Origin of the sequence: Pedobacter sp. G11, from assembly GCF_003860265.1 — a bacterium.
Taxonomy (GTDB): Bacteria; Bacteroidota; Bacteroidia; order Sphingobacteriales; family Sphingobacteriaceae; genus Pedobacter; species Pedobacter agri.
Genome location: NZ_CP034190.1, coordinates 1,412,552 through 1,435,718 on the forward strand (window position 1 = coordinate 1,412,552; position 23,167 = coordinate 1,435,718).

The following is a 23,167-nucleotide window of genomic DNA, read 5'->3' on the forward strand; positions in this document are numbered from 1 at the left end:
TTTAAGGTTTAGTGAATAAGGAGTTATTGCCTACTTCACACGCTCCATATAGTCGCCGGTTTTGGTATCTACTTTTACTTTATCGCCCTGGTTAATAAACAATGGCACCCTTATTTCGGCTCCGGTTTCTACGGTTGCATATTTCTGTGCACTGGTAGAGGTATCGCCTTTTACGGCAGGTTCGGTATAAGTAATTTCAAGCTCGACACTGTTAGGCAACTGTGCAACAATCGGTTCATCGCTTTCAAAAGCAACAGTTACATTCATGCCCTCTTTAAGAAATTTAATCGCACTGCCGAACAGTAATTTAGGGATATTATATTGCTCAAATGTATTGTTGTCCATCACCACTAAATAATCCCCGTCTTCATATAAATACTGATAATCGTTGGTTTCAACGCGGCAAATGGTAACCTCTTCATCTGTCCGGAAACGATATTCGACAATTTTGCCTGTTTTTACGTTGCGCATGCGGGATTGATAAAATGCCCTTAAATTGCCTGGCGTACGGTGGATATATTCTTCTACACTTACCAACTCTCCGTTAAAACGAAGCACATTTCCGCTTTTTACTTCTGATGCCTTTGCCATTTATAATGATGTTTTGTTTTTTGAATATCAAAGTTAAATAAAGGTTTCTTGATTTGGAAAGCAAAGCCTGGAATAAATCGGTTACTATAGTCCCGCTTTTACTTCAATCTTTTTTGTAAAAATAAACCTCTTAGGTTTATCAAAAAAGTATTTCCGTGGCAATCGGGTTTAGAATAGCTGGGTTCGCGTAAGAAATAAAAACCAGCTCCTACAAACGCCATTTTGTTTGTTGATAGGAATTAAGAAACCTTATGGCTACGGGCGTTCATAATCGAGTGCTCTGGGATTACGTTATGCCTCTCAATGATGATTTTTCTAAAAAAATCAGCTTATAAAAGAAATGCCTTTGGGAACCACTCCAAAGGCATAATCAACCTAAACCTCAAACTAAACTATGAAAAATTTTTTTGCTTTTTACAGCTATATTTTGTTTCCGTAAAACGGAGAATATTAATGTTTTCCCTTCAGAGATTTTATTAATAAATGTTTCTCTTTTTGGTGGTGCAAAGGTAAGAACTATTTTTCAATTGCAAAATATTTTTTTAAAAAAATAATTATAATACAAATTGATGACAAATTAATCAGCATTCTAGCCTCGAAATCAGGTGTTAAGCTATTTGAAATCAGCTATTTGCAGGTGATTTTGACAAAAATCGTATTCGTGGATTTGATTAGAACCAATTATTGTCAACCGATCTTTCGCAAAATTTTCGATCAATTCATGATACCAGTCTATTCCCTGAACGTCTAAATTGCTGGTAGGTTCATCTAAAAATAAAATTGGAGAATCGGAACAACAAGCCAATGCAAGTTTGGTTCTTTGTTTCATTCCAGATGAAAAGTATTTAATCTCTTTGTTTGCGGATTTTTCAAGGCCGAGAATTCCAATTAGCGATTGCGCATCGACACCAGCGGTAAAATTCTTAAATTTGAAATGGAAATTGATAATCTCTTTTAAGGTAAAAGTTTCTACCAACTCTAAATATGGTGCGGCTAAACTAATGTATTTATAAATATCTTCAACCGGAATATTTGAGCCACCAGCAAACGAAATATCGCCTTCTGAAGGGGTTAAACTTCCGGTTAAAATACTTAGTAAAGTAGACTTGCCTGATCCATTCGGTCCTAAAATCGCATAACTGTTGCCTGAACTAAACTCGGTGCTCATGTTTCGGAAAATCCATTCCTTGTTAAATCTTCGGCCAACATTGTTTAAAGCGATCTTCATTTATTCAGTTTCAAGAATTATTATCCTGTAGGAGATTGGATAGTGGTTTAGCCATGCAAACGCTATTTTCTACACCTACGTATTGGCCATAATTTGGCGTTACTTGATAACCAACCTTTTGATATAAAGCAATTGCCTCGGGCTGTTTCTTGCCGGTTTCTAACACACATTCACTATATCCTAATTCTTTGGCCCACTGCTCCAGCTCAGCTAAAATTTTAATGGCAATGCCTTGCTTTCTGTAATCAGGATGAACGAACATCCGTTTAACTTCAGCTGCGGTTTCTGAAAACGCTTTTATAGCTCCGCAGGCCACAGGAATTTCATTTTGGTAAGCAACAATAACCTCTTTTATGGCATCAACCTTATTAAATTGAGCATAAAAGCTGTGTTCATCGCCATCTCTAACTGCTAATTCCTGATCCAACAAAGCCACTAACTGCATGAAATCAGTATGTGCTGAATGGGTTCTGATTAGCTTTAAATGGCTCATGGATATTGCTATAAGCTTCTGCGTTTTTTGCTTTGAGCTTAACTGCCCATCCCGAAACCCTTCATCACGCCACGGTTAGAATTTCGAATAAAATCTACGATTTCATCACGAATCTCTGTTGGTTTGAATTCAGCCTCAATCATGTCTAAAGCCTTGGTAACGTTATTGTGTTTAACGAAGAGTACACGGTAAATTTCCTGAATTTCGTCAATTTGCTCATTGGTAAAACCTCTTCTGCGCAAGCCTACCGAGTTAATTCCGGCGTAAGAAAGCGGCTCGCGGGCAGCTTTAACATAAGGTGGCACATCTTTACGAACCAATGAACCACCGGTTACGAAAGCATAAGAGCCTACTTTTACAAATTGATGAATAGCCACTAAACCAGCCAAAACAACATTGTTACCAATAGTGATGTGACCAGCTAAAGTAGTACTGTTTGAAAAAATACAGTTATTTCCTACCTCACAATCATGAGCGATGTGTGAATAAGCCTGTATTAAGCAATTACTGCCAATAACTGTTTTCCATTTATCTTTCGTGCCACGGTTAATGGTTACGCATTCGCGAATGGTGGTATTATCGCCAATTTCGGCAGTGGTAACTTCACCTGCGAATTTTAAATCCTGAGGTTCTCCTGAAATTACTGCGCCAGGAAAAATCCTGCAGTTCTTACCGATACGGGCGCCATCCATGATGGTTACGTTTGATCCGATCCAGGTTCCTTCACCAATTACAACATCTTTATGTATCACTACAAAAGGTTCAATCACTACGTTTTCGGCAATTTTTGCCTGTGGGTGTATGTATGCTAAAGGTTGTATCATTATTGGGCAGGTTCTGGTTGTTTAACTTTTGAAATTTGGGCCATCATTTCGGCTTCGACAACGATTTTCTCGCCAACCATACCCACACCCTTCATTTGAGCAATTCCTCGTCTGATCGGTTCAAGTAAGTCGCAGCGGAAAACAATAGTATCGCCTGGAAGAACCTGAGCCCTGAAACGAACATTGTCTATCTTTAAGAAATAAGTGAGGTAATTACTTGGGTCGGGAACGGTACTTAAAACTAAAATGCCACCCACCTGTGCCATGGCCTCAATTTGAATTACACCAGGAAATACTGGTGCACCAGGAAAATGGCCTTTAAAAAACTCTTCGTTCATGGTTACGTTTTTAACGCCCACAACGTGGTTTTTCGAAAGTTCTAAAATTTTATCTACAAACAAAAATGGTTGACGATGAGGCAAAATGTCCATAATCTGAACAACGTCGTATAATGGCTTAGCGCTTGGATCGTACACTTTTTGTATTTTTTTATTTTTCTCTTTTTTAATCGCGGCTTTAATTTTTTTGGCAAAAGCAACGTTAGCGGCATGCCCCGGACGAGCAGCCATAATATGACCTTTCAGGTGCATCCCTACCAAAGCCAAATCGCCAATCATATCCAATAACTTATGACGGGCTGGTTCGTTTTGATAACGCAACTCCATATTATTTAAAATTCCCTGAGGCGCTACATCGATATCAGCACGATTAAATAATTTGGCCAGATGGCTCAACTCATCTTTTGTAACTTCCTTATCTACAATAACAATCGCGTTATTTAAATCGCCACCTTTAATTAAATTGTGCGAAAGTTGGTATTCTAGCTCATGTAAAAAACAGAAAGTACGGCAAGAAGCAATTTCTTTTTTAAACTCAGCAATGGTATTGATGCCCGCATGCTGGCTGCCTAAAACCGGAGAATTATAATCAATCATACAGGTAAAACGGTAATCATCTAATGGCATGGCCACGATTTCTACCTTTCTGTCTTCTTCTGTATAGGTAATATTATGTGGAATGGTAAAGTATTCACGATCTGCATTTTGCTCAATCGATCCTGCTTCTTCCAATAAATCAATAAACTGGATAGAACTGCCATCCATAATCGGTGTTTCCGGACCATCAAGTTTAATTAAAACGTTGTCTAAGTCCATACCAATTAACGAGGCCATTACATGTTCAACGGTGCTAACGCTTGCGCCATTTTGAGTAATGGTTGTTCCACGGGAAGTATCGGTTACATTGTCGGCATCAGCATCAATGATCGGGTGTCCTTCTAAATCAATACGTTGAAATTTAAAACCGTGATTTTCAGGCGCAGGGCAAAATGTAAGGGTAACATTAGCGCCGGTATGTAAACCAACACCCGCTGCTGATATTTCTTTTTTAATCGTTTTTTGTCTAACGTTCATTGTGTATTGTATTCTTTTCCAATTCGGCAGTAAGCCTTTTCAATTCTTCTTCTAAGGCGTTAATTCTTTTTTCAACTTCTGGCAAATGCTTAAAAATTACTGAAGCACGCATCCAGTTGCGCAATGGTTGCGCAGGGCTGCCATGCCATTGTTTATTTTCTTCGGTGATATTAAAGTTGATCCCGGCTTGTGCGCCAATTTGAGTGCCTTTCGCCAAGGTGAGGTGACCAGCAATACCAACCTGACCGCCAACAACACTATTAGGGCCAATTTTAGTGCTTCCGGAAATGCCAGATTGCGCAGCTAAAACAGTGTTTTCGCCGATTTCAACATTGTGAGCAATTTGAATGAGATTATCAATTTTTGCCCCTTTTTTTACAATTGTTGAGCCCATGGTTGCACGGTCGACAGTAGTATTGGCACCAATTTCCACATCATCCTCAATCACTACATTTCCAATTTGTGGAATTTTGTTGTAGGTACCGTCTTTTTGCGGAGCAAAACCAAAACCATCACTTCCAATTACTGTATTTGCATGAATAATTACCCGATTGCCGATAACGGAATTATGATAGATTTTTACACCAGGAAAAAAGGTGCTGTTTGCGCCAATTTTTGAGTTTGCGCCAATAAAGGTTTGTGCATTTAACTTACATCCATCGGCAATAACAACATTTTCTGAAACGTAAGCAAAAGCATCAATAAAAACATCTTTACCAATTTTTGCTGAAGGATGAACAAAGGCCAATTTATCGATTCCAGATTGAGCCGCCTGTGCATTTACAGCTTCGTTGTATTTATCTAACAGAATTGTAAATGAGCTATACGGATTATCTACACGTATTAATGTACTGGTATAAGGCTGCGTTGGAGCAAAATCTTTTGAAACGATGACTACAGAAGCCTGAGTAGAATACAAGAAGTTTTCGTACTTAGGATTTGAAAGAAAAGACAATGAGCCTTCTTTACCATCTTCTATTTTAGAAAGTTCGGTAACGGCTACATCAGGGTTACCATCAATGGAACCGTTTAAAAACTCGCTTATCTGCTTTGCAGTAAATTGCATCGTACAAAGGTATATGTTAAATTGATATGAACAAAAAAACCTGTAAAGGTTAAACTGTGTATATTTTACACAATAGTAAGACTTAAAACGGCAGTAAAAGTTAAATATTTTGTTAATTAATCTTAAATCCCCCGCGGGTAGCAAAGAATATATTTTTCAACCGTTTTCTGCAGTGACTCCAGGTTGGACAGATCTGAAGCTTTAGCGATATCAACAATATCGTTATTTTTCATCAAAATTTTAATATTTCCAACACCAGCATTGTAAGCTCTGTTTTGAATGGCATCGGTAAAAACAAAGTACCGGGCTTCCTCTGGTTTAATATTTAATAAATCTATTGTTGCATTTTTTAGAAAATCAACGCGATCCTTTGGTGCCATCTCATTTCCCATTTCTACCTTGTATAAATTTCGGGCGGTAAGCATTTGGCAAAGTTTGGATAAGATTTTATCAGGGTGTTTTACCCAAACTTTTACTGCGGCGTAAATATCCTGATCATCGAGATTGGTAAAATGCTCCAGATTTTCATGTTGTTCGAAAAAGTTGGTTTCACTGATATCATTTTTTAAAAAGTAATTTAAGGATGGCGAGGCAAATAGATCTTGGCCAGCTGCAGCTAACTCTTTCGCTCGTTCCAGCAGCTTCACCAAAATCATTTCGCCAGAAATTACTGTTTTATGTAGGTAAACCTGCCAATACATTAAACGGCGGGCGATTAAAAATTTCTCGATAGAATAAATACCCTTTTCTTCGATAACCAAATCATCATCGAAAACGTTAAACATTTTGATAATCCGGTCGAAACTGATGACACCTTCACTTACACCGGTAAAGAAACTATCACGATTCAGATAATCCATGCGGTCTAAATCAAGCTGGCCAGAAATTAATTGGTGAAGAAATCTTTTTGGATAAGTTCCATTAAAAACTTCAATGGCATGGCTTAACTTTCCATCGAAATGAACATTCAGATCTTGCATCAGCTTGGATGAAATATCCTCATGTTTAATACCTGTAACCAATGAATGTTCCAGGGCATGCGAAAACGGACCATGCCCAATATCGTGTAGTAAAATAGCCAGTGTGGCAGCTTCCTCTTCACCTTCGGTAATGATATGGCCTTTACTTCTTAGTACTTCAATTGCCAGACTCATTAAATGCATCGCACCCAGTGCATGGTGAAATCTCGTATGTAGAGCCCCCGGGTAAACCAGGTGAGTCATTCCCAGTTGTTTGATGTAGCGCAAACGTTGGAAATACGGATGTGAAATAACATCGTAAACCAATTCGGATGGAATGCTTATAAATCCGTAAACAGGATCATTGATTATTTTCTTCTTATTCAATCGTTAAAAATAGTTAAATAGCTAGATACGGTACAAAAATTGCTATTTTTATTTATAGATTGATTTACCTGCCGAAATAAAAAGGCATTACATACCTATTTTTACAAAAACATGCAAGAAACTAAAATATTGTGGGCCGATGACGAAATCGACTTATTAAAACCTCATATATTATTGTTGAATGATAAAGGTTATGATGTAACTACTTTCACCAATGGAAACGATGCCCTCGAAGCATTTGGAAAAGCACATTTCGACCTTGTTTTTTTAGATGAAAACATGCCAGGCATGAGTGGAATTGAAACACTATCTGCCATTAAAAACCTAAACCCCGATGTACCTGTAGTTTTAATCACCAAAAGTGAGGAAGAAAACCTGATGGAAGATGCTATTGGAAGTAAAATTGATGATTATTTAATTAAGCCAGTAAACCCGAAACAGGTTTTGCTAACCATTAAAAAGTTAATCGATAACAAACGTTTAGTAAGTGAAAAAACCTCAATGGCTTATCAGCAAGATTTCCGTCGTTTGGGCATGACGTTAAGCGATCGGTTGAATTATGAAGAATGGATTGAGGTATACAAAAAAATTGTTTTCTGGGAGTTAGAGTTAGAAAAACTGGATGATCCTCAGATGCATGAAATTTTAACCATGCAGAAACAGGAAGCCAACACGCAGTTTTCAAAATTTATAGAAGAAAATTATCTTGACTGGGTACAGAATAAAGATAAATCACCATTGTTATCAAATGAGCTGTTAAAGAAAAAAGCTTTTCCGCATATAAATGATACGACACCGGTTTTTTTCATCCTGATTGATAATTTGCGGTATGATCAGTGGAAAATTATTAATCCTTTAATTTCTGAATATTTTAGGATAGACGAGGAAGATATGTACACCAGTATTCTTCCAACGGCAACGCAGTACGCCCGTAATGCGATTTTTTCCGGATTGATGCCTTTAGATATGGAAAAGCGTTTCCCTCAACTATGGCAAAATGATGATGATGAAGGCGGGAAAAATATGCACGAGGAAGCGTTTCTGGCCGATAACATCAAGCGGAGCTTAAGAAAAGATTGCAAATTTAGCTACAATAAAATTTTAACTTTTGAGCAGGGGAAAGATTTGGTTGAACAAACCAATAATTTATTGCAGAACGATTTCAATGCGATTGTTTTCAACTTTGTAGATATGCTGAGCCACGCCCGTACCGATATGCAAATGATCCGGGAACTGGCAAATGACGATGCAGCTTACCGCTCTTTAACCTTATCGTGGTTTGAGCATTCACCACTTTGGGATTTATTAAAGAAAATTGCGCAAAAACAGGTGAAAGTAATCATTACCACCGATCATGGAACCATTCGGGTGAAGAAACCCGTTAAAGTTATTGGAGACCGGGCAACAAATACTAACTTAAGGTATAAACAGGGAAGAAATCTAAACTTCAATGCGAAAGAGGTGTTTCTGATCAAAAACCCTCACGACGCTTTATTGCCTAAGATTAATATCAGCAGTAGCTATATTTTTGCCCGTGAGGATAGTTACTTCGTTTATCCGAACAACTATAACCAGTTTGTAAACTATTATAATGAGACCTTTCAGCATGGTGGAATTTCTCTTGAAGAAATGATCATCCCTGTGGTAACTTATTCGCCAAGATAATGGTTGGCTCCTGAAGGGGAGTGAAAAGGCAAAAGCAATGCAATTATGTATTACTTTTGCCTTTATTTTTTTACCATGGAAATAGCAGTAAAAGATTTATCCGATTTACCTCAGGTTGCCAGTGAGCTTCTTGAATTTGCCTCGAAAGAAAGGATATTCATTTTCGAAGGAGAAATGGGTGCTGGAAAAACCACATTCATTAAAAGCTTTTGCAAAACACTCGGTATAGAAGATGTAGTTTCGAGTCCTACATATTCTATCGTAAATGAATATGAAAGCCAAAACGGACCAGTTTTTCATTTCGATTTCTATCGGATTAAAGACATCCAGGAAGCTTACGATTTGGGTTATGAGGAATACTTTTATGGTGGCGGAATTTGCCTAATTGAGTGGCCTGAAAGAGTGGCAGAGTTATTGCCTGATCATTTTGTAAAGGTTGAAATTTTTGTTAGCGAGGGGAACGAAAGAATTTTCAGCTTATCGAAGGTGTAACAATTAGTTTTCAATTAATCAACAGAATTTCCTTATCTTGAACAACCTAAAACTAATACATTTTTAAACATCATGGCTACAGGATTACGCGAAGGAATGGCCGACATTGCTCGCCAGGGTTTATTGCAAACTCAAGAGGCGACGCTAGAAACCAGAAACAGGAAAAATAGCCTGAATATTGGAATACCAAAAGAAATTTCATTTCAAGAAAATAGAATTGCGCTAACCCCACTTTCGGTAGCATTATTGGTAAACAACGGACATAGAGTGGTTTTGGAAAGTGGTGCAGGAATAGCTGCTAACTTTTCCGATTCAGAGTATGCAGAGCAAGGTGCTAAAATCGCTTATGACAAAAAAGAGGTTTTCGATTCAGACATTCTGGTAAAAATAGCACCACCAATGCTGGAAGAAATTGAATTGATGCATAAAGGCCAAACCTTAATTTCTTCACTTCAAACCGGAACATTGAAGCAAGATTATCTAAAAGCTTTGATGCAGAAAAAAATTAATGCTTTATGCTTTGAAAATCTACGTGATGAAGGTAATGTGCTAAGTGTGGTGCGGGCAATGAGCGAAATTGTAGGTTCTACATCGATTCTGATTGCGGCAGAATATTTAAGCAATGTGACTGGTGGAAAAGGTTTAATGTTAGGCGGCTTCACCGGTGTACCACCTACAGAAATTGTAATTTTAGGAGCCGGAACAGTAGGAGAGTACGCCGCCAGAACTGCTTTGGCTCTGGGCGCTGAAGTTAAAGTTTTTGATAGCTCCATTTATCGTTTACGTCGTTTACAAAATAACCTGGGCAGTAGGGTTTTCACCTCAGTAATGCAGCCCATCGTTTTAAATAAAGCCATTGTTACCTGCGATGTAGTAATCGGTGCCATTCGTGCCAGTCATGGACGTAGCCCATGTGTGGTGATGGAAGAGACTGTCGCCCGGATGAAACCGCATTCAGTGGTGATTGATGTGAGCATTGATCAGGGCGGTTGCTTTGAAACCTCAGAAGTAACCAATCATACCAACCCCATTTTTAGAAAATACGATGTAATACATTATTGTGTACCAAATATTGCATCTCGTGTTCCACGCACTGCATCGTATGCTTTGACCAATATTTTTGCACCTATTTTGCTAGATATTGGTGAATTTGGCGGTTTGATGAATATGGTTTGGAATAATCCGGGCATTCGTGAAGCCCTTTATATTTATCAAGGTAACTGTACCAATAAAGATTTGGCTGATATGTTTAATTTGCCGTTTAAGGATTTGGAATTATTAGTGGTTTCGAACCAGTAACGATATAGCCGTCATTGCGAGGCACGAAGCAATCTCACAAGCAAATAGATTGCTTTGTGCCTCGCAATGACGACCTAATTATAATATCCACCAAGATGAAAATAAAATTTCTCCTATTCTTACTATCCCTGTCTTTTTCTGCGCTAGCACAAAGCAACTCAGCATCAAAACTGGTTGTTATTAACTCTTATAACCAATATTTAGCTTCAGTAAAAACCAATCCAAATAATGAATTGGTGGAAATTAAGAAGGAAATTCCAAATATCAAGCTGGATATTCGCTACGCCACGAAGAATAATTTTATGAAACAGGTGATGTATAAACAGGCCAGGGCGTTTGCCCGCCGTCCGGTAGTTGAATCACTGAAAAAAATTCAAAAGGAATTAAACAAAAAAGGCTACGGACTGAAGATTTTTGATGGTTATCGACCGTATGCCATCACCGTAGAATTTTATAAAAAAGCAAGCGACAAAAATTTCGTGGCTAATCCGGCAAAAGGTTCTAAACACAATCGCGGTTGTGCAGTTGATTTGACATTGATTAATCTAAAAACGGGAAAAGAAGTAGCGATGGCAACACCGTACGATAGTTTTTCTGCTGCGGCTGCCGCCAATTATGAGCCGGTAACTCCGGAGGTTAAAAAAAATCGTGAATTCTTAATCGCCACTATGAGAAAGTATAGAATGAATGTCCTTGACAATGAATGGTGGCATTATGATTTTTCTGGCTGGCAAAGTTACGATTTGATGGATATTCCGTTTGAAAAACTATAATGTAGTTGGTTGGTGTTTGAATAATCGCCATTCATACAACAGGATGAGTTAATTAGCTTACATTCTCAACTAAAGATGGTGTGGCCTGCCAAACTGATCCTTTTTCACTTTCGCTTTATCATCTTTTACCGTCAATCGAAAAATATAATCGTAATCATCATCGGTAAGCATTTCCATTGGGCGTTTTCCGCCAAAAGCCTCAATAATTTCTAATACGGTATTAGAGTGGCCGGCAACAATTATGGTTTTACCAACGTAATTTTTCTTCACAGAATCAACCAACGATTTTGGGTCTTTGTAGTTAATTACTTTAGGAATGATGAGTGAATCTAGCGTTTGGTGTGTTCGTTTGTATGGCGTACTAAAGCCCACATCGAATTTTACTTTCTTCAAATAGATTGCTAAATCGGCAGCTCTGATTCTACCCTCATCAGAAAGATTTGGATCTTTATCTTCAGGGTTTGTTTTGTCTTTCTCCGAGTGGCGAACTACCCAAACTTCGGTGTTTTGCGCAAAAGCTGTTGTTGAGATTAGAAAACTTAGCGAAAAGAATAAAATCAGTCGTTTCATTTTGTAAAGATTAAAAAAAATATTGTTAACCGAAGCTAAAATTGGGCAAAAGAAAACCGGTATCGCTTTTAAACGAAACCGGTTAAGTTTTAATTTGCGCTGCTTAATATCCTGTATTTTGCCAGCCAGATTTATTGTTTACGTTATCAATCTCCGCTTGAGGTACCGGGTAAATGGCTCTAAAAGCAGGAATACCAGGAAAGATTGTCGGCATTTGGCCAGTCCTTACAATATCAAACCACCGATCAGCTTCCAGCGCCAATTCTAATCGGCGCTCCAAATAAACTGCAGTTCTAAATTCAGCCTGGGTTGTTAAGGTTGCCGCCGTTTTGTTTGTTGCTGCCGCATTGGTCCGTACTGCATTCAATGCTCTAAATGCTTCCGTGTTTCCGTAAGCAACTTCATTTAATGCTTCAGCATACATTAGCAAAACATCCGCACAACGAATTATCGGGAAGTCGCCACTGATCTCAGTTGAATTAGAAACCGGGCTATTAAACTTTCCTGGGCGAGCGCCTGTACCTGTTGTGGCTACCAATGCCCTGCGGTTATCTGTAGTTTCAAAAATAGCCTGAGGAATACTGATGGTGTTGGTATTGTTATTATTTCTATAACGGTTATCCTGGTTTACAGCCTCTTTAACTCCTCCATTTAAATATTGAACAGCAAAAATAACATCCTTACTGGTTTTCATGCCGCTTGGGAAGGTTGTGGTTTGCGGAACAACAGAAAGTACCGTGCCGGCGTAAATAGCAGTTGCAAGCGGTTGTAAGGTAGAAACGACCAAATCATATCTCTTTTGGTATAAATAAACCTTCGCCAATAATGCAGATGCGGCATAACTGGTTGCCCTTCCACGTTGCGCATCGGCCCATGAAACAGGTAACTTACTAACTGCATCAGTTAAATCGTTGATGATTTGCTGATACACCTGTGCTGAAGTTGCCCGAACATTCTCTCTGGCTTCAGCTGTTTTTTGAACCGTTAAAACCAAAGGAACATTGCCCCACAAACGCGTTAAATTAAAGTAACTCAAAGCACGTATAAATTTCGCCTGACCAATGATCTGATTTTTTGTCGCATCGGCCATACTGATGCCAGGAGCTCTATCGAGTACGATATTGCTGCGGTAAATGGCCTTATAATGTCCTTGCCAGGATGCTGCCAAAATGTTGTTGGCTGAAGTTTCTGAAAACACTTCGATGGAGTTACGAACACCAGCTCCGGATCCCGGATCATTGTCGGTAACATTATCTCCCCGGATTTCGCCTAAGGTAAGCAGGTTGTTTCCGTACAAACTATCTGTCTGCAAAGCATCGTAACAGCTAACCAGTCCGCCTTGTAAGCCTTTTTCATCCACATAAAATGTATTTTCAGTGTACGAATCAAGAGGCTTTAAATCTAAAAACTTTTTACAGGATGTAGCTGAAATAATTAAGCCGCCTGCTATGATTGGTATGATATATTTATTCATGATCTTCATTTTATAAAGTGATATTTAAACCGATTGAAGTTGTTTTAGCCGTTGGGTAAACGCCATAGTCTTCACCATTTGTAGTCGCGGCAGAGCGATTGGTAACCTCTGGATTGTAACCGGTATATTTGGTAAACGTAAATGGGTTTTGCATAGAAACATATAATCGCACTTTGCTTAAAGACAGCTTTTTGATTAAATCTGTTGGGAAAGTGTAGCCTAATGCAATGTTGCGGATACGTAAATAAGAACCATCTTCTACATGCCAGGTTGAAGTTGTTCCGTTACTCCCTTTGGCTACACGATTTGCCCTCACATCTTGTCCGCTACCTGGATTGCTTTCAGAAACCCATCTATCCAAAGAGCTAATCATGTTATTCATGTTACCTTCTTTGTTGGCAAAATACCTGCGGGAAAGATTAAGGATTTTATTTCCGTAAACACCTTGCATCGATACATTCAAATCAATGCCTTTATATTCTGCAGAAGTTGCAAAACCATAAGTGAATTTTGGCAGGTAATTACCAACAATTTCGCGATCCTTGGTCAAATCAATTACGCCATCTCCATCAACATCTTTAAATTTAAAATCACCCGGTTTCGAAGTATTTAAATCATAATTACCCTGGGTATCTAAATAATGAGGATAAGCATTTACTTCTGCCTGATTAGCAAAAACCCCCAAAACAACAGGTAGGTAGTATGATCCAATTGGTTCCCCAACTCTGGTTAAAAAGTACGCATTGGCAACCGAACCTGTACTGATAATATCGGCATTGCCAGGCCCTAACTCAACAACTTTATTTTTGTTTTTAGAGAAGTTGGCACTTGCAGTCCATTTTACAGCTCCAAATTGTTGTTGCGTACCGAGGTTAATATCGATACCACGGTTATTTACTTTACCAATGTTTTTCAATTCAGTAGAGAAACCTGTGGTTAAAGGCACCGGTACGTTTAGCAATAAATCAGTGGTGTTACTGTTGTAAGCATCAACCGATAAAGTTAATTTATTGTTGAAGAATGCTGCATCGAAACCAACGTTCAATTGAGTTGTTTTCTCCCAGCTTAAATCATCATTTGGCTGCGCAAAAGGAGCTGCACCATTCACAACGCCTGGCGTTCCACCGCCGAAAATGTATCCATAATTGGTCATGGCACCTTGAGCAAGGTAATTCGGAATATTAAAGTTACCGGTTTGACCTAAACTTGCCCTGATTTTTAAATCAGAAATTGCTTTAGCATTTTTCAAGAATTCTTCTTCTGATAATCTCCAACCCACAGAAGCTGATGGGAAATAACCCCATTTGTTGTTTGACCCAAACCTCGAAGATCCATCGGCCCTTACCGAACCGGTGAATAAATATTTGCTTTTATAGCTGTACTGAACTCTGGCAATACCCGAAGCTAAAGACCATTGTTGTCTGGTTGAAGTTCCATTCGTTACTAAACCAGCACTTAAGTATTCAATCTGATCACTGATAAAACCTCTTGTTGCTACGGCATAATTTCCACTCAGATCGTCTTTCTGGTTTGACCAACCTAATAAAGCGCTTAAATTATGATCGCCGAAAGTTTTGGTGTAATTTAAAGTATGTTCTAACAACCAGTTTGTTTCTCTTATTGTTCTGGAACTTGCCTGTGCATCAGATAGCGGATTTCCGGCTGTATTTGATAATGGAATAATAGACGGCCTGAATGTATCTTCCGCACTGCTGAAAATATCGACACCCAACTGAATTTTGTATTTCAGATCTTTGATGATTTCAGCCTCCACGAAGGTACTTCCTGTTAATCTGTTGGAGCCAACATCGTCTTTTTGCAACATGGCCAAAGCAACCGGGTTCCAGGCTTGTGTTTCACCATTACCTGTAATTGTCGAACCGTTTGGCAAAGTTGTGACTTGTCCGGGGCTCCAAGAGTTTTGTGCAAAACTGTAGCTTCCATCGGCATTGTAAACGGGCCAAAGTGGTGAATAATGTAGTGCCGACGCCACAATACCACCGGTGTTTAAGCCGTTGGCATTTCCTGCGTTATACGCACCGTTTGCATTTAACCTTTTTTCTTTAATTAAAGATGGCGTAATATTCACGCCATATCTGAAAATTCCTTTTTTACCATCCAGGTTAAGTCGGCCGCTGTATCGTTTAAAACCACTGTTTAAAATGATGCCATCCTGATCAAAATATTCAAGTGAAGCATAATATTTCATTGTTTCGCTTCCGCCTGCGGCAGAAATAGAATGGTTTTGAATTTTTGCTGTTCTAAAAATTTCATCCTGCCAATCAGTATTCGTTAAACCTTGCTGGCCATTTAAATAAGGAAGAATCTCTGTTGGTATCACGGCACTCGTATTGTTTCCAGAATTGACCAAACGCTGAGCGTTACTATCATTAATGTTGTAATTAATGCGTGGTAAACCTGTTGCCGCGTTTCTTCGGTTAATCGCATCCATTGCATCAGCATAGGTGTTGTTTCTTGATTCAAGGGTCATTTGTGCATACTGATAGGCATCCATCATATCAATTTTGTGCGCAAGGCTCTGCCAGCCGGTGTAACTGTTTACGCTGATGGCGGCCACCCCTGTTTTACCTTGTTTGGTGGTAATCAAAACCACTCCATTTGATCCACGGGAACCATAAATGGCAGCTGATGATGCATCTTTCAAAACCTCGATGGAAGCAATGTCATTGGTGTTAATGGTATTGATGTTATCATTCGAGATCGGAACACCATCGATTACATACAGTGGATTCGAACCGGCAGTAATGGTACCAACGCCACGTACTTTAATTGACAATGCACCTCCAGGGGTTCCTGATCCCTGCGAAACCTGAACACCGGCCATTTTACCGACCATCGCTTCTGCAGCATTATTTATTGGCTGGTTTTCTAAATCAGAAGCCTTAATACTGGCAATTGCAGTGGTTACGTCTTTCTTTTTCTGACTACCATAACCCACCACCACAACATCGGTTAAAGATGATGCTGCCGGGTTAAGCTGAATCAGCAAAGTAGCTTGTTCGCCGGCTTTAAGTAAATAATTTTCAATGGTTTTAGTGGTATAGCCAATGAAAGAAGCACTAATATTGTAGGGTACACCTGCAGATAATCCGGTAATTTGGAATTTTCCATCGGGATTGACCATAATCCCCTTCTTCTCATTGGTTTTGGTATTAAGTAAAACGATGGAGGCACCAATTAGCGGGGCGCCGGTTTCATCTTTTACAATCCCTGTAATCTCTGATGTTTGAGCCCAGGCCGTTGCAGTTACTGATACAATCAGCAAACAAAGCAACAAGTGTTTTGTAAAGTTTCTAAGCATAGTACAATGATTAATTTGTTTGTTTTAGGCAATAGATTCCCCATACTACGTTTAATGGCAGCATAGTTCTTCAGGTAATGTTTGTTTGTTTTTATCTTTTAATTAAGTAACCCTCTGCTACTCTTTCCTTAGTTAGTTTGTTTAGTTCTGTTAGCTCGGTAAGTATTTGGTTTATAGTTTGGTTTAAGTTTAGTGTTCCGGTAAACGACATTGCTGAAAGATCATCGGCATTGAATATAATTTTGGTTTTGTAATGTTGTTCTAGTTTCAGAAATACTGTTACAAGCGGAGCCTGGCTAAAAATTAATTCTGATTTGACTTCTTTCTCCGAGTGAATCTGATTCAAGGTTTCTACATTCAATTTGTTGTCCACCCTGTTAAACACCAAAGCATTCCCTGGAAGCAGGATTTTGCTGAACATTGAATTTCTCCCTGCTGAATCAACATCTTTAACCCACACTTTTCCGGTATGGAGTTTTACGGTGATGATTTTGCTTTTTTCATCGGCAACTATAGTAAACGATGTACCTAAGGCGGTTGTAGAAACACCCTTTGCATAAACCACAAAAGGATGCTTTTTATCTTTCTGCACATGAAAATAACTGGTGCCAGATAAAAACACCTCACGTTTTGCTGCTACAAAAGGAAGAGCATACGTTAGTTCTCCACCAGGATAAATTTTAACAGTAGATTGATCAGGAAGGGTAAACTTTTGAATTTTATCAGTGAAATTGTTAATCGATTTAAAACTGATCTGGTTGATTTTGCTGGCCTTCTTTGGTATGAGCTTAGCAACCTTTTGTTTAAAGTCTGCCGTTTGAGAGGTATAAAAACCGATGCCTAAAACCACCAGAACTGCCGCCGCGATTGAGCAAATGGTAAGCCATAAGTGTTTGTGTTTTTTGCGCAATGTTTGTTTTTTTATAGCCTCAAACATTAAATCACTTCGCTCGTACGACATGGGGAAATCTTCTGCATCATCCCACTCTTCTTTTTGCACAAAATGATCTGGCAACTCCTCAATTTCCCGCAAATAATTTTCCACCACCAGCTTTTCTTCAGGTGTACATTTATTCTTGAAATATTTATCTAACAGCTGATCAGAAACATTCATATTAAGCAATACGATTGATTTGACCAAAAACCCGTAATGAAGAAAAAATAAATTTGATTTATTTCAAAAATCCCAAAAGGATAAAGAAATAGGCGATACCGGCATAGCCGCTAAGTTGCTTTGTAGCTAAAGAAATGTGTTTTTCTACTGTTCGCGGAGATATGGAAAGCTTTTCTGCAATTTCTTTATATGAATAACCATGTAAGCGATTAAGTACAAAAACTTGTTTCCTGGTAGGAGGCAAACAACTCAAAACTATATCCAGTTCTTGTTTTGCCTCGTAAAGTTTTGATTCTGCTGTGGACGTTTCCAGCAAGTCCCGGTGATAAATTTGAAGATTCCGGTTATCGTTTGCGATCTTTTTAAAATAATCAAGCAGGGTGCTTTTGGCAATTTTAAAAAGCTGTACATCCAGCGGAAAATCTTCTGATAAGGTATGTTTAAACCGCCAAAGCTTGATAAATGCCAATTGGGTAAGTTCTTCAGCCTGGTTTTCGCAAGCTGTTTTCTTGAAAAAATAAGCGTAAACTTTCCTATGCCATAGTTTAAAAACTATTTCAAAAGATAAATGATCTCCTTCTATTATATTTTGAATATAGTTTGACACAATGGCTCAAAACTACCTGGTTAGTGTTAGCTGGAAATAAATATAGTGTTAATTTATTCATTTGCTAATATTTTATTTTAACACTGAGATCAATTGATCAATATCTTCCGGCTGATGCCAGCTGCTCAAAATAATCCGATTGATGGGCTTGCTGTCTGCATTTGGGTAAGGAAAGGATGAGATCAAAATATGATGTTTTAAAAGATCTGTAGCTAAATTTGGATAATTGATCAAATAAGCAGGAAAGCCCTGTTCAAACTTCCATGTCAAATTAATTGCATCGCTAAAATGATCGATGTTTTGCTGTAACTGTTCCCAAGCGGTTTGGTATAAATCTTGTGCATGCATGAATGCATAGAGTGCTGCTGCTGCAGGCGGCGAAGCGCCGACAAAAATGTTTGAGCTTTTAAGCTGTTGAATGATTTCTTTTGATCCCAATACCAGGCCAGCATCAACCCCTAATGCTTTAGCCATCGATGCCACAGCAACAGTTTCTACGTTTTTGAGCTTAGGCAATTCGCTAAAGGCGCCTAATCCATTATTGTTCACGCCGATTCCGTGTGAGTCATCAACAATAAGTACAATGTTTTTGTCAGGGTTAATTTCTTCCAGGAAATCGAAATCATAAATTTCAGGAAAAAGATTATTCATCGAGTTGCTGATCAGCACATAATTTCGCTCCTCCGATGAATTTATAGCTTCAATGGTATGATGTTTCCATTGGCTAAATGAATCAGTGAAGGTATCGGGTGCTGCATTTAACCAGAGCGCCGGATGTGTTGCGGGCGCATAGATCACTTTTCCAAATGCGGACAATGATTTAACAGTGAGTTGTGCTGCCAAATAACCGCTTGACGTAATTAATGCATCTTCGGCTAAGAATCTTTTTGCCGCTTCTTGTTCGGCTGCGTCATAAATACCTAGCTGAATATTGTTGCTTCGGCTGGTGCCATTATTTAGGCCAAATTTCTTTATGCCTTCAAGGTATAAATCAATAAACGCCTCATTTTGAGGAATGCCTAAATAGGCTGTTCCACCAAAATAGAGGTATGTTTTTCCATTAACGACAACGGTATTTGAAAAAGGTTGATTAATCGATTTAAAATCGGTGTTCATTTGTTAGTTGTAATTTCTGCCCAGCTCGTCATTTGCCGCCCTGATGATTGATTTGCTGCCATTATCATCGTGGTAAAATTCCCAGAACATGATTCCATTGGCCGTTTCTTTTGCAAGTTTAGCTTTTTTCTTCGTGGTTAAAATGCCATTAAAATAATATTGAACGCCATCAATGGTAGCATAATCCAGATTCACATCGGCATTTGCTGCAACAAAATCGCGGTAGGCCTTCGATGCATTTGCTGCATTTTTACCATATGCAGGAATTCCTAATACAGCTTTCTGTTTAGGCATGCCGCGGGTACCTATCCAATAATTTAGGCTGGCAACTGCCATGTTATAAGAAGCATGTTGAATTGGTTCATCTTTGTCCCAGCCAATGCCATCGTAAACCATAATGTTAAAAAAATCAACTGAAGGAAAAACTTCAGATTTTAAACCATCACGAATACTTCCGGCGTATACCCCCGGTGTAATGGCGGCACTTAAAAATTTATTGTATTTGTGCAGCGAATCAGATAGTTCTTTCATCAATAAAACATAATTGTCTGCAGAACCATCAGCTGTACTAGGATATTCCCAATCCATATCCACACCGTCTAAATTATTGGTTCGGGCGAAGCCCAGCACATTTTTAATAAATAATTTTCTTGCTGATGCTGATGCCGCCATTTCAACAAAAATACTGCGTGTACCCGAGACTGAAATGCCTGTTTTAACACCATTAGTCCTCGCTTTTTGCATTACAGCCGCAAAGCGGGATGGCTGTTCTAAATTAGCCAATGAACCGTCGGTATTTGGATTTAGAAAAGCATAAAACAGATGGGTGATCATCTTAAATTTTGCATCGGCAACGCCATTCGGATCGCGATAGCTCGGAAAGTAGGCTACAACTTTGAAACTATTGTCTGCTACATATGGTTTCGGTGGTTCAACCGGCGTAGGTGGATCCGTGATGCCATCGTTTTTTTTACAGGAAGAAATTCCGATTACCAAAATCGCGGGGAACAAAAAGTAGATTTTTTTCATAGGATTAGGTGTTGCAGTAGGTTTACATAATATCGCTAACAGGATTTTTACTAAAAATTATCGTGAATATAAGTCATAATTCTAACCATTTCAGCCCTAACTTCTGCTGTAGGTTTGTTAAAGTTATTATTCATGAAAGAATAAATATAAGTTTTGCCTTTTTTGGTCAGCACATAGCCACTCTGATTGTGAACGCCACCTAATGAGCCGGTTTTACCATAAACAAAAGGTTGATCAGTTTTTGGGTAAGCATTTCTTAAGGTTCCACTTTTCCCGCCTGCCGGTAACATGTCAAATAATTTCTCGCGGTTGTTAACCAGGTGGTAAATAGAATCCAAAAGGTAAATATTATCCCTCGGTGTAAATAAATTCTGGCGAGATAAACCCGAACCATCTGCCCACTTTACCTTGTCAGGCAAAAATGAAAGATAGGTTTTGGTGATGTGCTGAATGGCTTTGGTCGTGCTCAACGTATCACCCAGCTGGTCGGAACAAACCAATAGCAAATGCTCAGCAATAAAATTATCGCTTGGCAACATCATGTGTTTCAAAACCGAATCGCGTTTAGCGCCCGGAAGCGTTTTAGCATTAGAAGGAATTTTCATTTTTACCACACCAACGGATTTATGAAGCGTATCAGATAGTACTTCAACTGTGGTTTGGATGCTGGTTTTATATGGATTTTGTTGGTTATAGCCAGGTTTTACATCAACCAATGGATATTTGAAATGGTTAGTTAAAAAATCTCTTGTTACCTGAAAACCTCCTTTGGTTTTGCTGGAATCAACTTCAAAACAGTGCTCAAAAACTTTTGGCGAAATGTTAATTTTTCGTGGCCCTAGGTAGGTCGACGTTACCATGTTATCCATAATTGGCATTTCGGTAATTTCTGGTTGATAATAGTAATCGTAATCATCCCAGCTCCAGCCATCACCGAAAAAAGGACCTGAATATCTGCCGGGGGCAAAAAACAATTTCTTATTTGATGCCTGGAGGAAATTATAAGCTGATTTATCTTTCACCGCAAATTGTAGAAACGATGGATCTCCCGTTCCCCAAAAAATTAGCGAATCATTACGTTCCACATATTTTAAAGCTGGCATTTGCTCTGGCAACATTTTTAAACTGGCGAAAAAAGTATAGAGTTTGGTGTTTGAGGCCGGTGTGAAATACTTCTCTGCATCTTTCTCAAAAATCATCTTTTTATCTTCCATGTTATAAAGCGCAAAACCTACCTGATATTGTTTGATCACCGTTGAATTTTTAAATTCTTTCGATACTTTTTTAGCAATCATCTTATTTGTAGAGCAGCCGGATAAACTGAATAATCCGATAACGAAAAGGGCAAAGAATGGAAGCTGAAATTTATTAAGGAACATGTTAATGAATTAGAAATGATAATGATCAACTAATTTATTAAATTTAATTTAATGTTAACCAAATATGCTTTTGTTATCCATTTGAGTATCCACAAAATTACCATTTGTGTGGGGCTGCTATTAATTGGTTTACATTCGGTAGGGCAGGAGTTCAGGTTTTCAGGTAAAAAACAAAAGCAGTCTATCCAGTTTAAATGTGTTAAAAATCTAATTATTATTCCGGTTTACGTTAATGAGAAAGGACCGTACAATTTTGTTTTGGATACCGGTGTCGGACCGATGATTATCACTGATCCTTCCATTATTGATACATTAAATTTCAGTTTAATGCGTAAGATTAAACTTTCAGGGCTTGGTTTGGAAGTAGTTGATGCTTACGTTTCTCAGAATGTTTCTGCACAAATTGGCCGTGCAAAAATTAACTACATTCCTACTGCCGTTTTAAAAGAAGATTTGTTTAATCTGTCAGGGCATTTGGGCGTTAAAATTTACGGGCTGATTGGCTATAGTTTTTTCAATAGTTTTATTGTAGATATTCGCTACAGCGAGAGCAGAATCATTTTTTGTGATGTAGATAGCAAGATTAAATATAGAGGCGATAAAATTCCGATCATTATTGAAAATTTAAAACCCTATGTAGATGTGGAAGTAGATATGTATGGGGGCAATAAGGTAGGCACAAGGCTGTTGATGGATACCGGCGCCAGCCATGCACTATCAATGGAAATGTTAATGGGCGAAGCTTTTCCGCTTCCGGAAAAAAAAATTAAAGCCAATTTAGGGATGAGCTTAAGCGGACAGATTAAAGGGTATGTTGGCCGGGTGGAAGCTTTTCATTTAGGTAAATATACCTTTAAAGATGTGGTTTCAGGATTTCCCGATTTTAATTCTATATCACAAAAAATCGATTTAAGTTTTCGCAACGGCAATTTGGGAGCCGAAATGCTCCGTAAATTTGATGTACAATTAAACTATCAGGAAAAGTTCATGTACCTGAAGCCAAATAGTTATGCAAATGTGCCTTTCCAATATGATATGATTGGCATGGTGATTTACCTCGATCAGGATAAATATAAACGGTTAATTGTTGGCGAAATTGATGAAGGCTCTCCGGCAGAAAAAGCGGGTTTATGCCCTTATGATGAAATAATTGGCGTAAATTTTAAACCCATAGAAACCTACACTTTAAATGATTTATCGGAAATGTTTAAATCAAAAGCAGATAGAACCGTTATTTTTGAGATGGTGAGAGACAATAAAGTTTTTTTTAAAGTGGTTCGGCTCGAAAAGCGAATTTAACTGATTGGTAATTTTATGGTTACAAAATGTTTATAAGGTAACAAGGCTATAACTTCGGGCTCTTATTA

Annotated in this window: 20 protein-coding genes; 5 read left to right on the forward strand and 15 right to left on the reverse strand. The window is 38.4% G+C overall.

The window, feature by feature from the left end; genetic code table 11:
- Positions 1-30: 30 nt before the first annotated feature.
- The 7 genes from efp to EA772_RS06205 form a co-directional block, all read right to left on the reverse strand.
- Positions 31-591, reverse strand: a complete 561-nt coding sequence (gene efp, locus EA772_RS06175; protein ID WP_010602180.1) for an elongation factor P — start codon at positions 589-591, stop codon at positions 31-33.
- 613 nt (positions 592-1,204) lie between these two features.
- Positions 1,205-1,819, reverse strand: coding sequence for an ABC transporter ATP-binding protein (locus EA772_RS06180; protein WP_124911881.1), 615 nt, complete (start codon positions 1,817-1,819; stop codon positions 1,205-1,207).
- A gap of 10 nt (positions 1,820-1,829) precedes the next feature.
- Entirely contained in the window at positions 1,830-2,312 is a 483-nt protein-coding gene (locus tag EA772_RS06185) for a GNAT family N-acetyltransferase (RefSeq protein ID WP_124911883.1), read from the reverse strand.
- Between the two features lie 38 nt (positions 2,313-2,350).
- Positions 2,351-3,136 carry an acyl-ACP--UDP-N-acetylglucosamine O-acyltransferase gene (gene lpxA / locus EA772_RS06190; RefSeq protein WP_010599175.1) on the reverse strand — a complete coding sequence of 262 codons (786 nt, stop codon included), beginning with the start codon at positions 3,134-3,136 and terminating at the stop codon, positions 2,351-2,353.
- The gene (locus tag EA772_RS06195) at positions 3,136-4,548 is read right to left on the reverse strand and encodes a bifunctional UDP-3-O-[3-hydroxymyristoyl] N-acetylglucosamine deacetylase/3-hydroxyacyl-ACP dehydratase (RefSeq protein ID WP_010599176.1); all 1,413 of its coding nucleotides are present in this window, start codon (positions 4,546-4,548) and stop codon (positions 3,136-3,138) included. Before EA772_RS06195 ends, lpxA begins: the two co-directional genes overlap by 1 nt.
- Entirely contained in the window at positions 4,538-5,614 is a 1,077-nt protein-coding gene (gene lpxD / locus EA772_RS06200) for a UDP-3-O-(3-hydroxymyristoyl)glucosamine N-acyltransferase (RefSeq protein ID WP_010599177.1), read from the reverse strand. The genes EA772_RS06195 and lpxD overlap by 11 nt, the downstream gene beginning before the upstream one ends.
- Before the next feature lie 122 nt (positions 5,615-5,736).
- Positions 5,737-6,960 carry an HD domain-containing protein gene (locus EA772_RS06205; protein WP_168187489.1) on the reverse strand — a complete coding sequence of 408 codons (1,224 nt, stop codon included), beginning with the start codon at positions 6,958-6,960 and terminating at the stop codon, positions 5,737-5,739.
- Positions 6,961-7,071: 111 nt separating this feature from the next.
- On the opposite strand from EA772_RS06205, the gene EA772_RS06210 reads away from it, so the two are divergent.
- The 4 genes from EA772_RS06210 to EA772_RS06225 all read left to right on the forward strand — a co-directional run bounded on the left by EA772_RS06210 (position 7,072) and on the right by EA772_RS06225 (position 11,189).
- Positions 7,072-8,625, forward strand: a complete 1,554-nt coding sequence (locus EA772_RS06210; protein WP_010599179.1) for a PglZ domain-containing protein — start codon at positions 7,072-7,074, stop codon at positions 8,623-8,625.
- 75 nt (positions 8,626-8,700) lie between these two features.
- A complete protein-coding gene (gene tsaE / locus EA772_RS06215) occupies positions 8,701-9,117 on the forward strand; it encodes a tRNA (adenosine(37)-N6)-threonylcarbamoyltransferase complex ATPase subunit type 1 TsaE (protein WP_246834056.1) in 417 nt (138 codons plus the stop codon).
- 72 nt (positions 9,118-9,189) lie between these two features.
- Positions 9,190-10,416: an alanine dehydrogenase gene (locus EA772_RS06220; RefSeq protein WP_010599181.1), complete on the forward strand. Its 1,227-nt coding sequence runs from the start codon at positions 9,190-9,192 to the stop codon at positions 10,414-10,416.
- Between the two features lie 95 nt (positions 10,417-10,511).
- Complete coding sequence (locus EA772_RS06225) at positions 10,512-11,189, forward strand: M15 family metallopeptidase (RefSeq protein WP_124911885.1); 678 nt, start codon at positions 10,512-10,514, stop codon at positions 11,187-11,189.
- 69 nt (positions 11,190-11,258) lie between these two features.
- Here EA772_RS06225 and EA772_RS06230 read toward each other — a convergent pair whose 3' ends face one another.
- The 8 genes from EA772_RS06230 to EA772_RS06265 form a co-directional block, all read right to left on the reverse strand.
- Positions 11,259-11,759: a phosphoglycerate mutase family protein gene (locus EA772_RS06230; protein WP_124911887.1), complete on the reverse strand. Its 501-nt coding sequence runs from the start codon at positions 11,757-11,759 to the stop codon at positions 11,259-11,261.
- 103 nt (positions 11,760-11,862) lie between these two features.
- Positions 11,863-13,233, reverse strand: coding sequence for a RagB/SusD family nutrient uptake outer membrane protein (locus tag EA772_RS06235; protein WP_010599184.1), 1,371 nt, complete (start codon positions 13,231-13,233; stop codon positions 11,863-11,865).
- 10 nt (positions 13,234-13,243) lie between these two features.
- Positions 13,244-16,555, reverse strand: coding sequence for a TonB-dependent receptor (locus tag EA772_RS06240; protein WP_116168726.1), 3,312 nt, complete (start codon positions 16,553-16,555; stop codon positions 13,244-13,246).
- A gap of 91 nt (positions 16,556-16,646) precedes the next feature.
- Positions 16,647-17,669 carry a FecR family protein gene (locus EA772_RS06245; protein ID WP_124911889.1) on the reverse strand — a complete coding sequence of 341 codons (1,023 nt, stop codon included), beginning with the start codon at positions 17,667-17,669 and terminating at the stop codon, positions 16,647-16,649.
- Between the two features lie 58 nt (positions 17,670-17,727).
- Positions 17,728-18,276, reverse strand: a complete 549-nt coding sequence (locus tag EA772_RS06250) for an RNA polymerase sigma factor (RefSeq protein WP_168187490.1) — start codon at positions 18,274-18,276, stop codon at positions 17,728-17,730.
- Between the two features lie 72 nt (positions 18,277-18,348).
- Entirely contained in the window at positions 18,349-19,392 is a 1,044-nt protein-coding gene (locus EA772_RS06255; RefSeq protein ID WP_124911893.1) for an aminotransferase class I/II-fold pyridoxal phosphate-dependent enzyme, read from the reverse strand.
- A 3-nt stretch (positions 19,393-19,395) separates the two neighbouring features.
- A complete protein-coding gene (locus tag EA772_RS06260) occupies positions 19,396-20,421 on the reverse strand; it encodes a glycosyl hydrolase family 18 protein (RefSeq protein ID WP_124911895.1) in 1,026 nt (341 codons plus the stop codon).
- Positions 20,422-20,471: 50 nt separating this feature from the next.
- Positions 20,472-21,800 (reverse strand): D-alanyl-D-alanine carboxypeptidase, encoded by a 1,329-nt coding sequence (locus EA772_RS06265; RefSeq protein ID WP_124911897.1) that lies wholly within the window; start codon positions 21,798-21,800, stop codon positions 20,472-20,474.
- Positions 21,801-21,851: 51 nt separating this feature from the next.
- On the opposite strand from EA772_RS06265, the gene EA772_RS06270 reads away from it, so the two are divergent.
- Positions 21,852-23,099 (forward strand): pepsin/retropepsin-like aspartic protease family protein, encoded by a 1,248-nt coding sequence (locus EA772_RS06270; RefSeq protein WP_124911899.1) that lies wholly within the window; start codon positions 21,852-21,854, stop codon positions 23,097-23,099.
- Positions 23,100-23,167: the final 68 nt, after the last annotated feature.

Excerpts from the sequence above, each read along its gene's own strand:
- efp (WP_010602180.1), bottom strand. The coding sequence starts at position 591 with ATGGCAAAGGCATCAGAAGTAAAAAGCGGAAATGTGCTTCGTTTTAAC.
- EA772_RS06180 (WP_124911881.1), bottom strand. The coding sequence starts at position 1,819 with ATGAAGATCGCTTTAAACAATGTTGGCCGAAGATTTAACAAGGAATGG.
- EA772_RS06185 (WP_124911883.1), bottom strand. The coding sequence starts at position 2,312 with ATGAGCCATTTAAAGCTAATCAGAACCCATTCAGCACATACTGATTTC.
- lpxA (WP_010599175.1), bottom strand. The coding sequence starts at position 3,136 with ATGATACAACCTTTAGCATACATACACCCACAGGCAAAAATTGCCGAA.
- EA772_RS06195 (WP_010599176.1), bottom strand. The coding sequence starts at position 4,548 with ATGAACGTTAGACAAAAAACGATTAAAAAAGAAATATCAGCAGCGGGT.
- lpxD (WP_010599177.1), bottom strand. The coding sequence starts at position 5,614 with ATGCAATTTACTGCAAAGCAGATAAGCGAGTTTTTAAACGGTTCCATT.
- EA772_RS06210 (WP_010599179.1), top strand. The coding sequence starts at position 7,072 with ATGCAAGAAACTAAAATATTGTGGGCCGATGACGAAATCGACTTATTA.
- tsaE (WP_246834056.1), top strand. The coding sequence starts at position 8,701 with ATGGAAATAGCAGTAAAAGATTTATCCGATTTACCTCAGGTTGCCAGT.
- EA772_RS06220 (WP_010599181.1), top strand. The coding sequence starts at position 9,190 with ATGGCTACAGGATTACGCGAAGGAATGGCCGACATTGCTCGCCAGGGT.
- EA772_RS06225 (WP_124911885.1), top strand. The coding sequence starts at position 10,512 with ATGAAAATAAAATTTCTCCTATTCTTACTATCCCTGTCTTTTTCTGCG.
- EA772_RS06230 (WP_124911887.1), bottom strand. The coding sequence starts at position 11,759 with ATGAAACGACTGATTTTATTCTTTTCGCTAAGTTTTCTAATCTCAACA.
- EA772_RS06235 (WP_010599184.1), bottom strand. The coding sequence starts at position 13,233 with ATGAATAAATATATCATACCAATCATAGCAGGCGGCTTAATTATTTCA.
- EA772_RS06240 (WP_116168726.1), bottom strand. The coding sequence starts at position 16,555 with ATGCTTAGAAACTTTACAAAACACTTGTTGCTTTGTTTGCTGATTGTA.
- EA772_RS06245 (WP_124911889.1), bottom strand. The coding sequence starts at position 17,669 with ATGAATGTTTCTGATCAGCTGTTAGATAAATATTTCAAGAATAAATGT.
- EA772_RS06255 (WP_124911893.1), bottom strand. The coding sequence starts at position 19,392 with ATGAACACCGATTTTAAATCGATTAATCAACCTTTTTCAAATACCGTT.
- EA772_RS06260 (WP_124911895.1), bottom strand. The coding sequence starts at position 20,421 with ATGAAAAAAATCTACTTTTTGTTCCCCGCGATTTTGGTAATCGGAATT.
- EA772_RS06265 (WP_124911897.1), bottom strand. The coding sequence starts at position 21,800 with ATGTTCCTTAATAAATTTCAGCTTCCATTCTTTGCCCTTTTCGTTATC.
- EA772_RS06270 (WP_124911899.1), top strand. The coding sequence starts at position 21,852 with ATGTTAACCAAATATGCTTTTGTTATCCATTTGAGTATCCACAAAATT.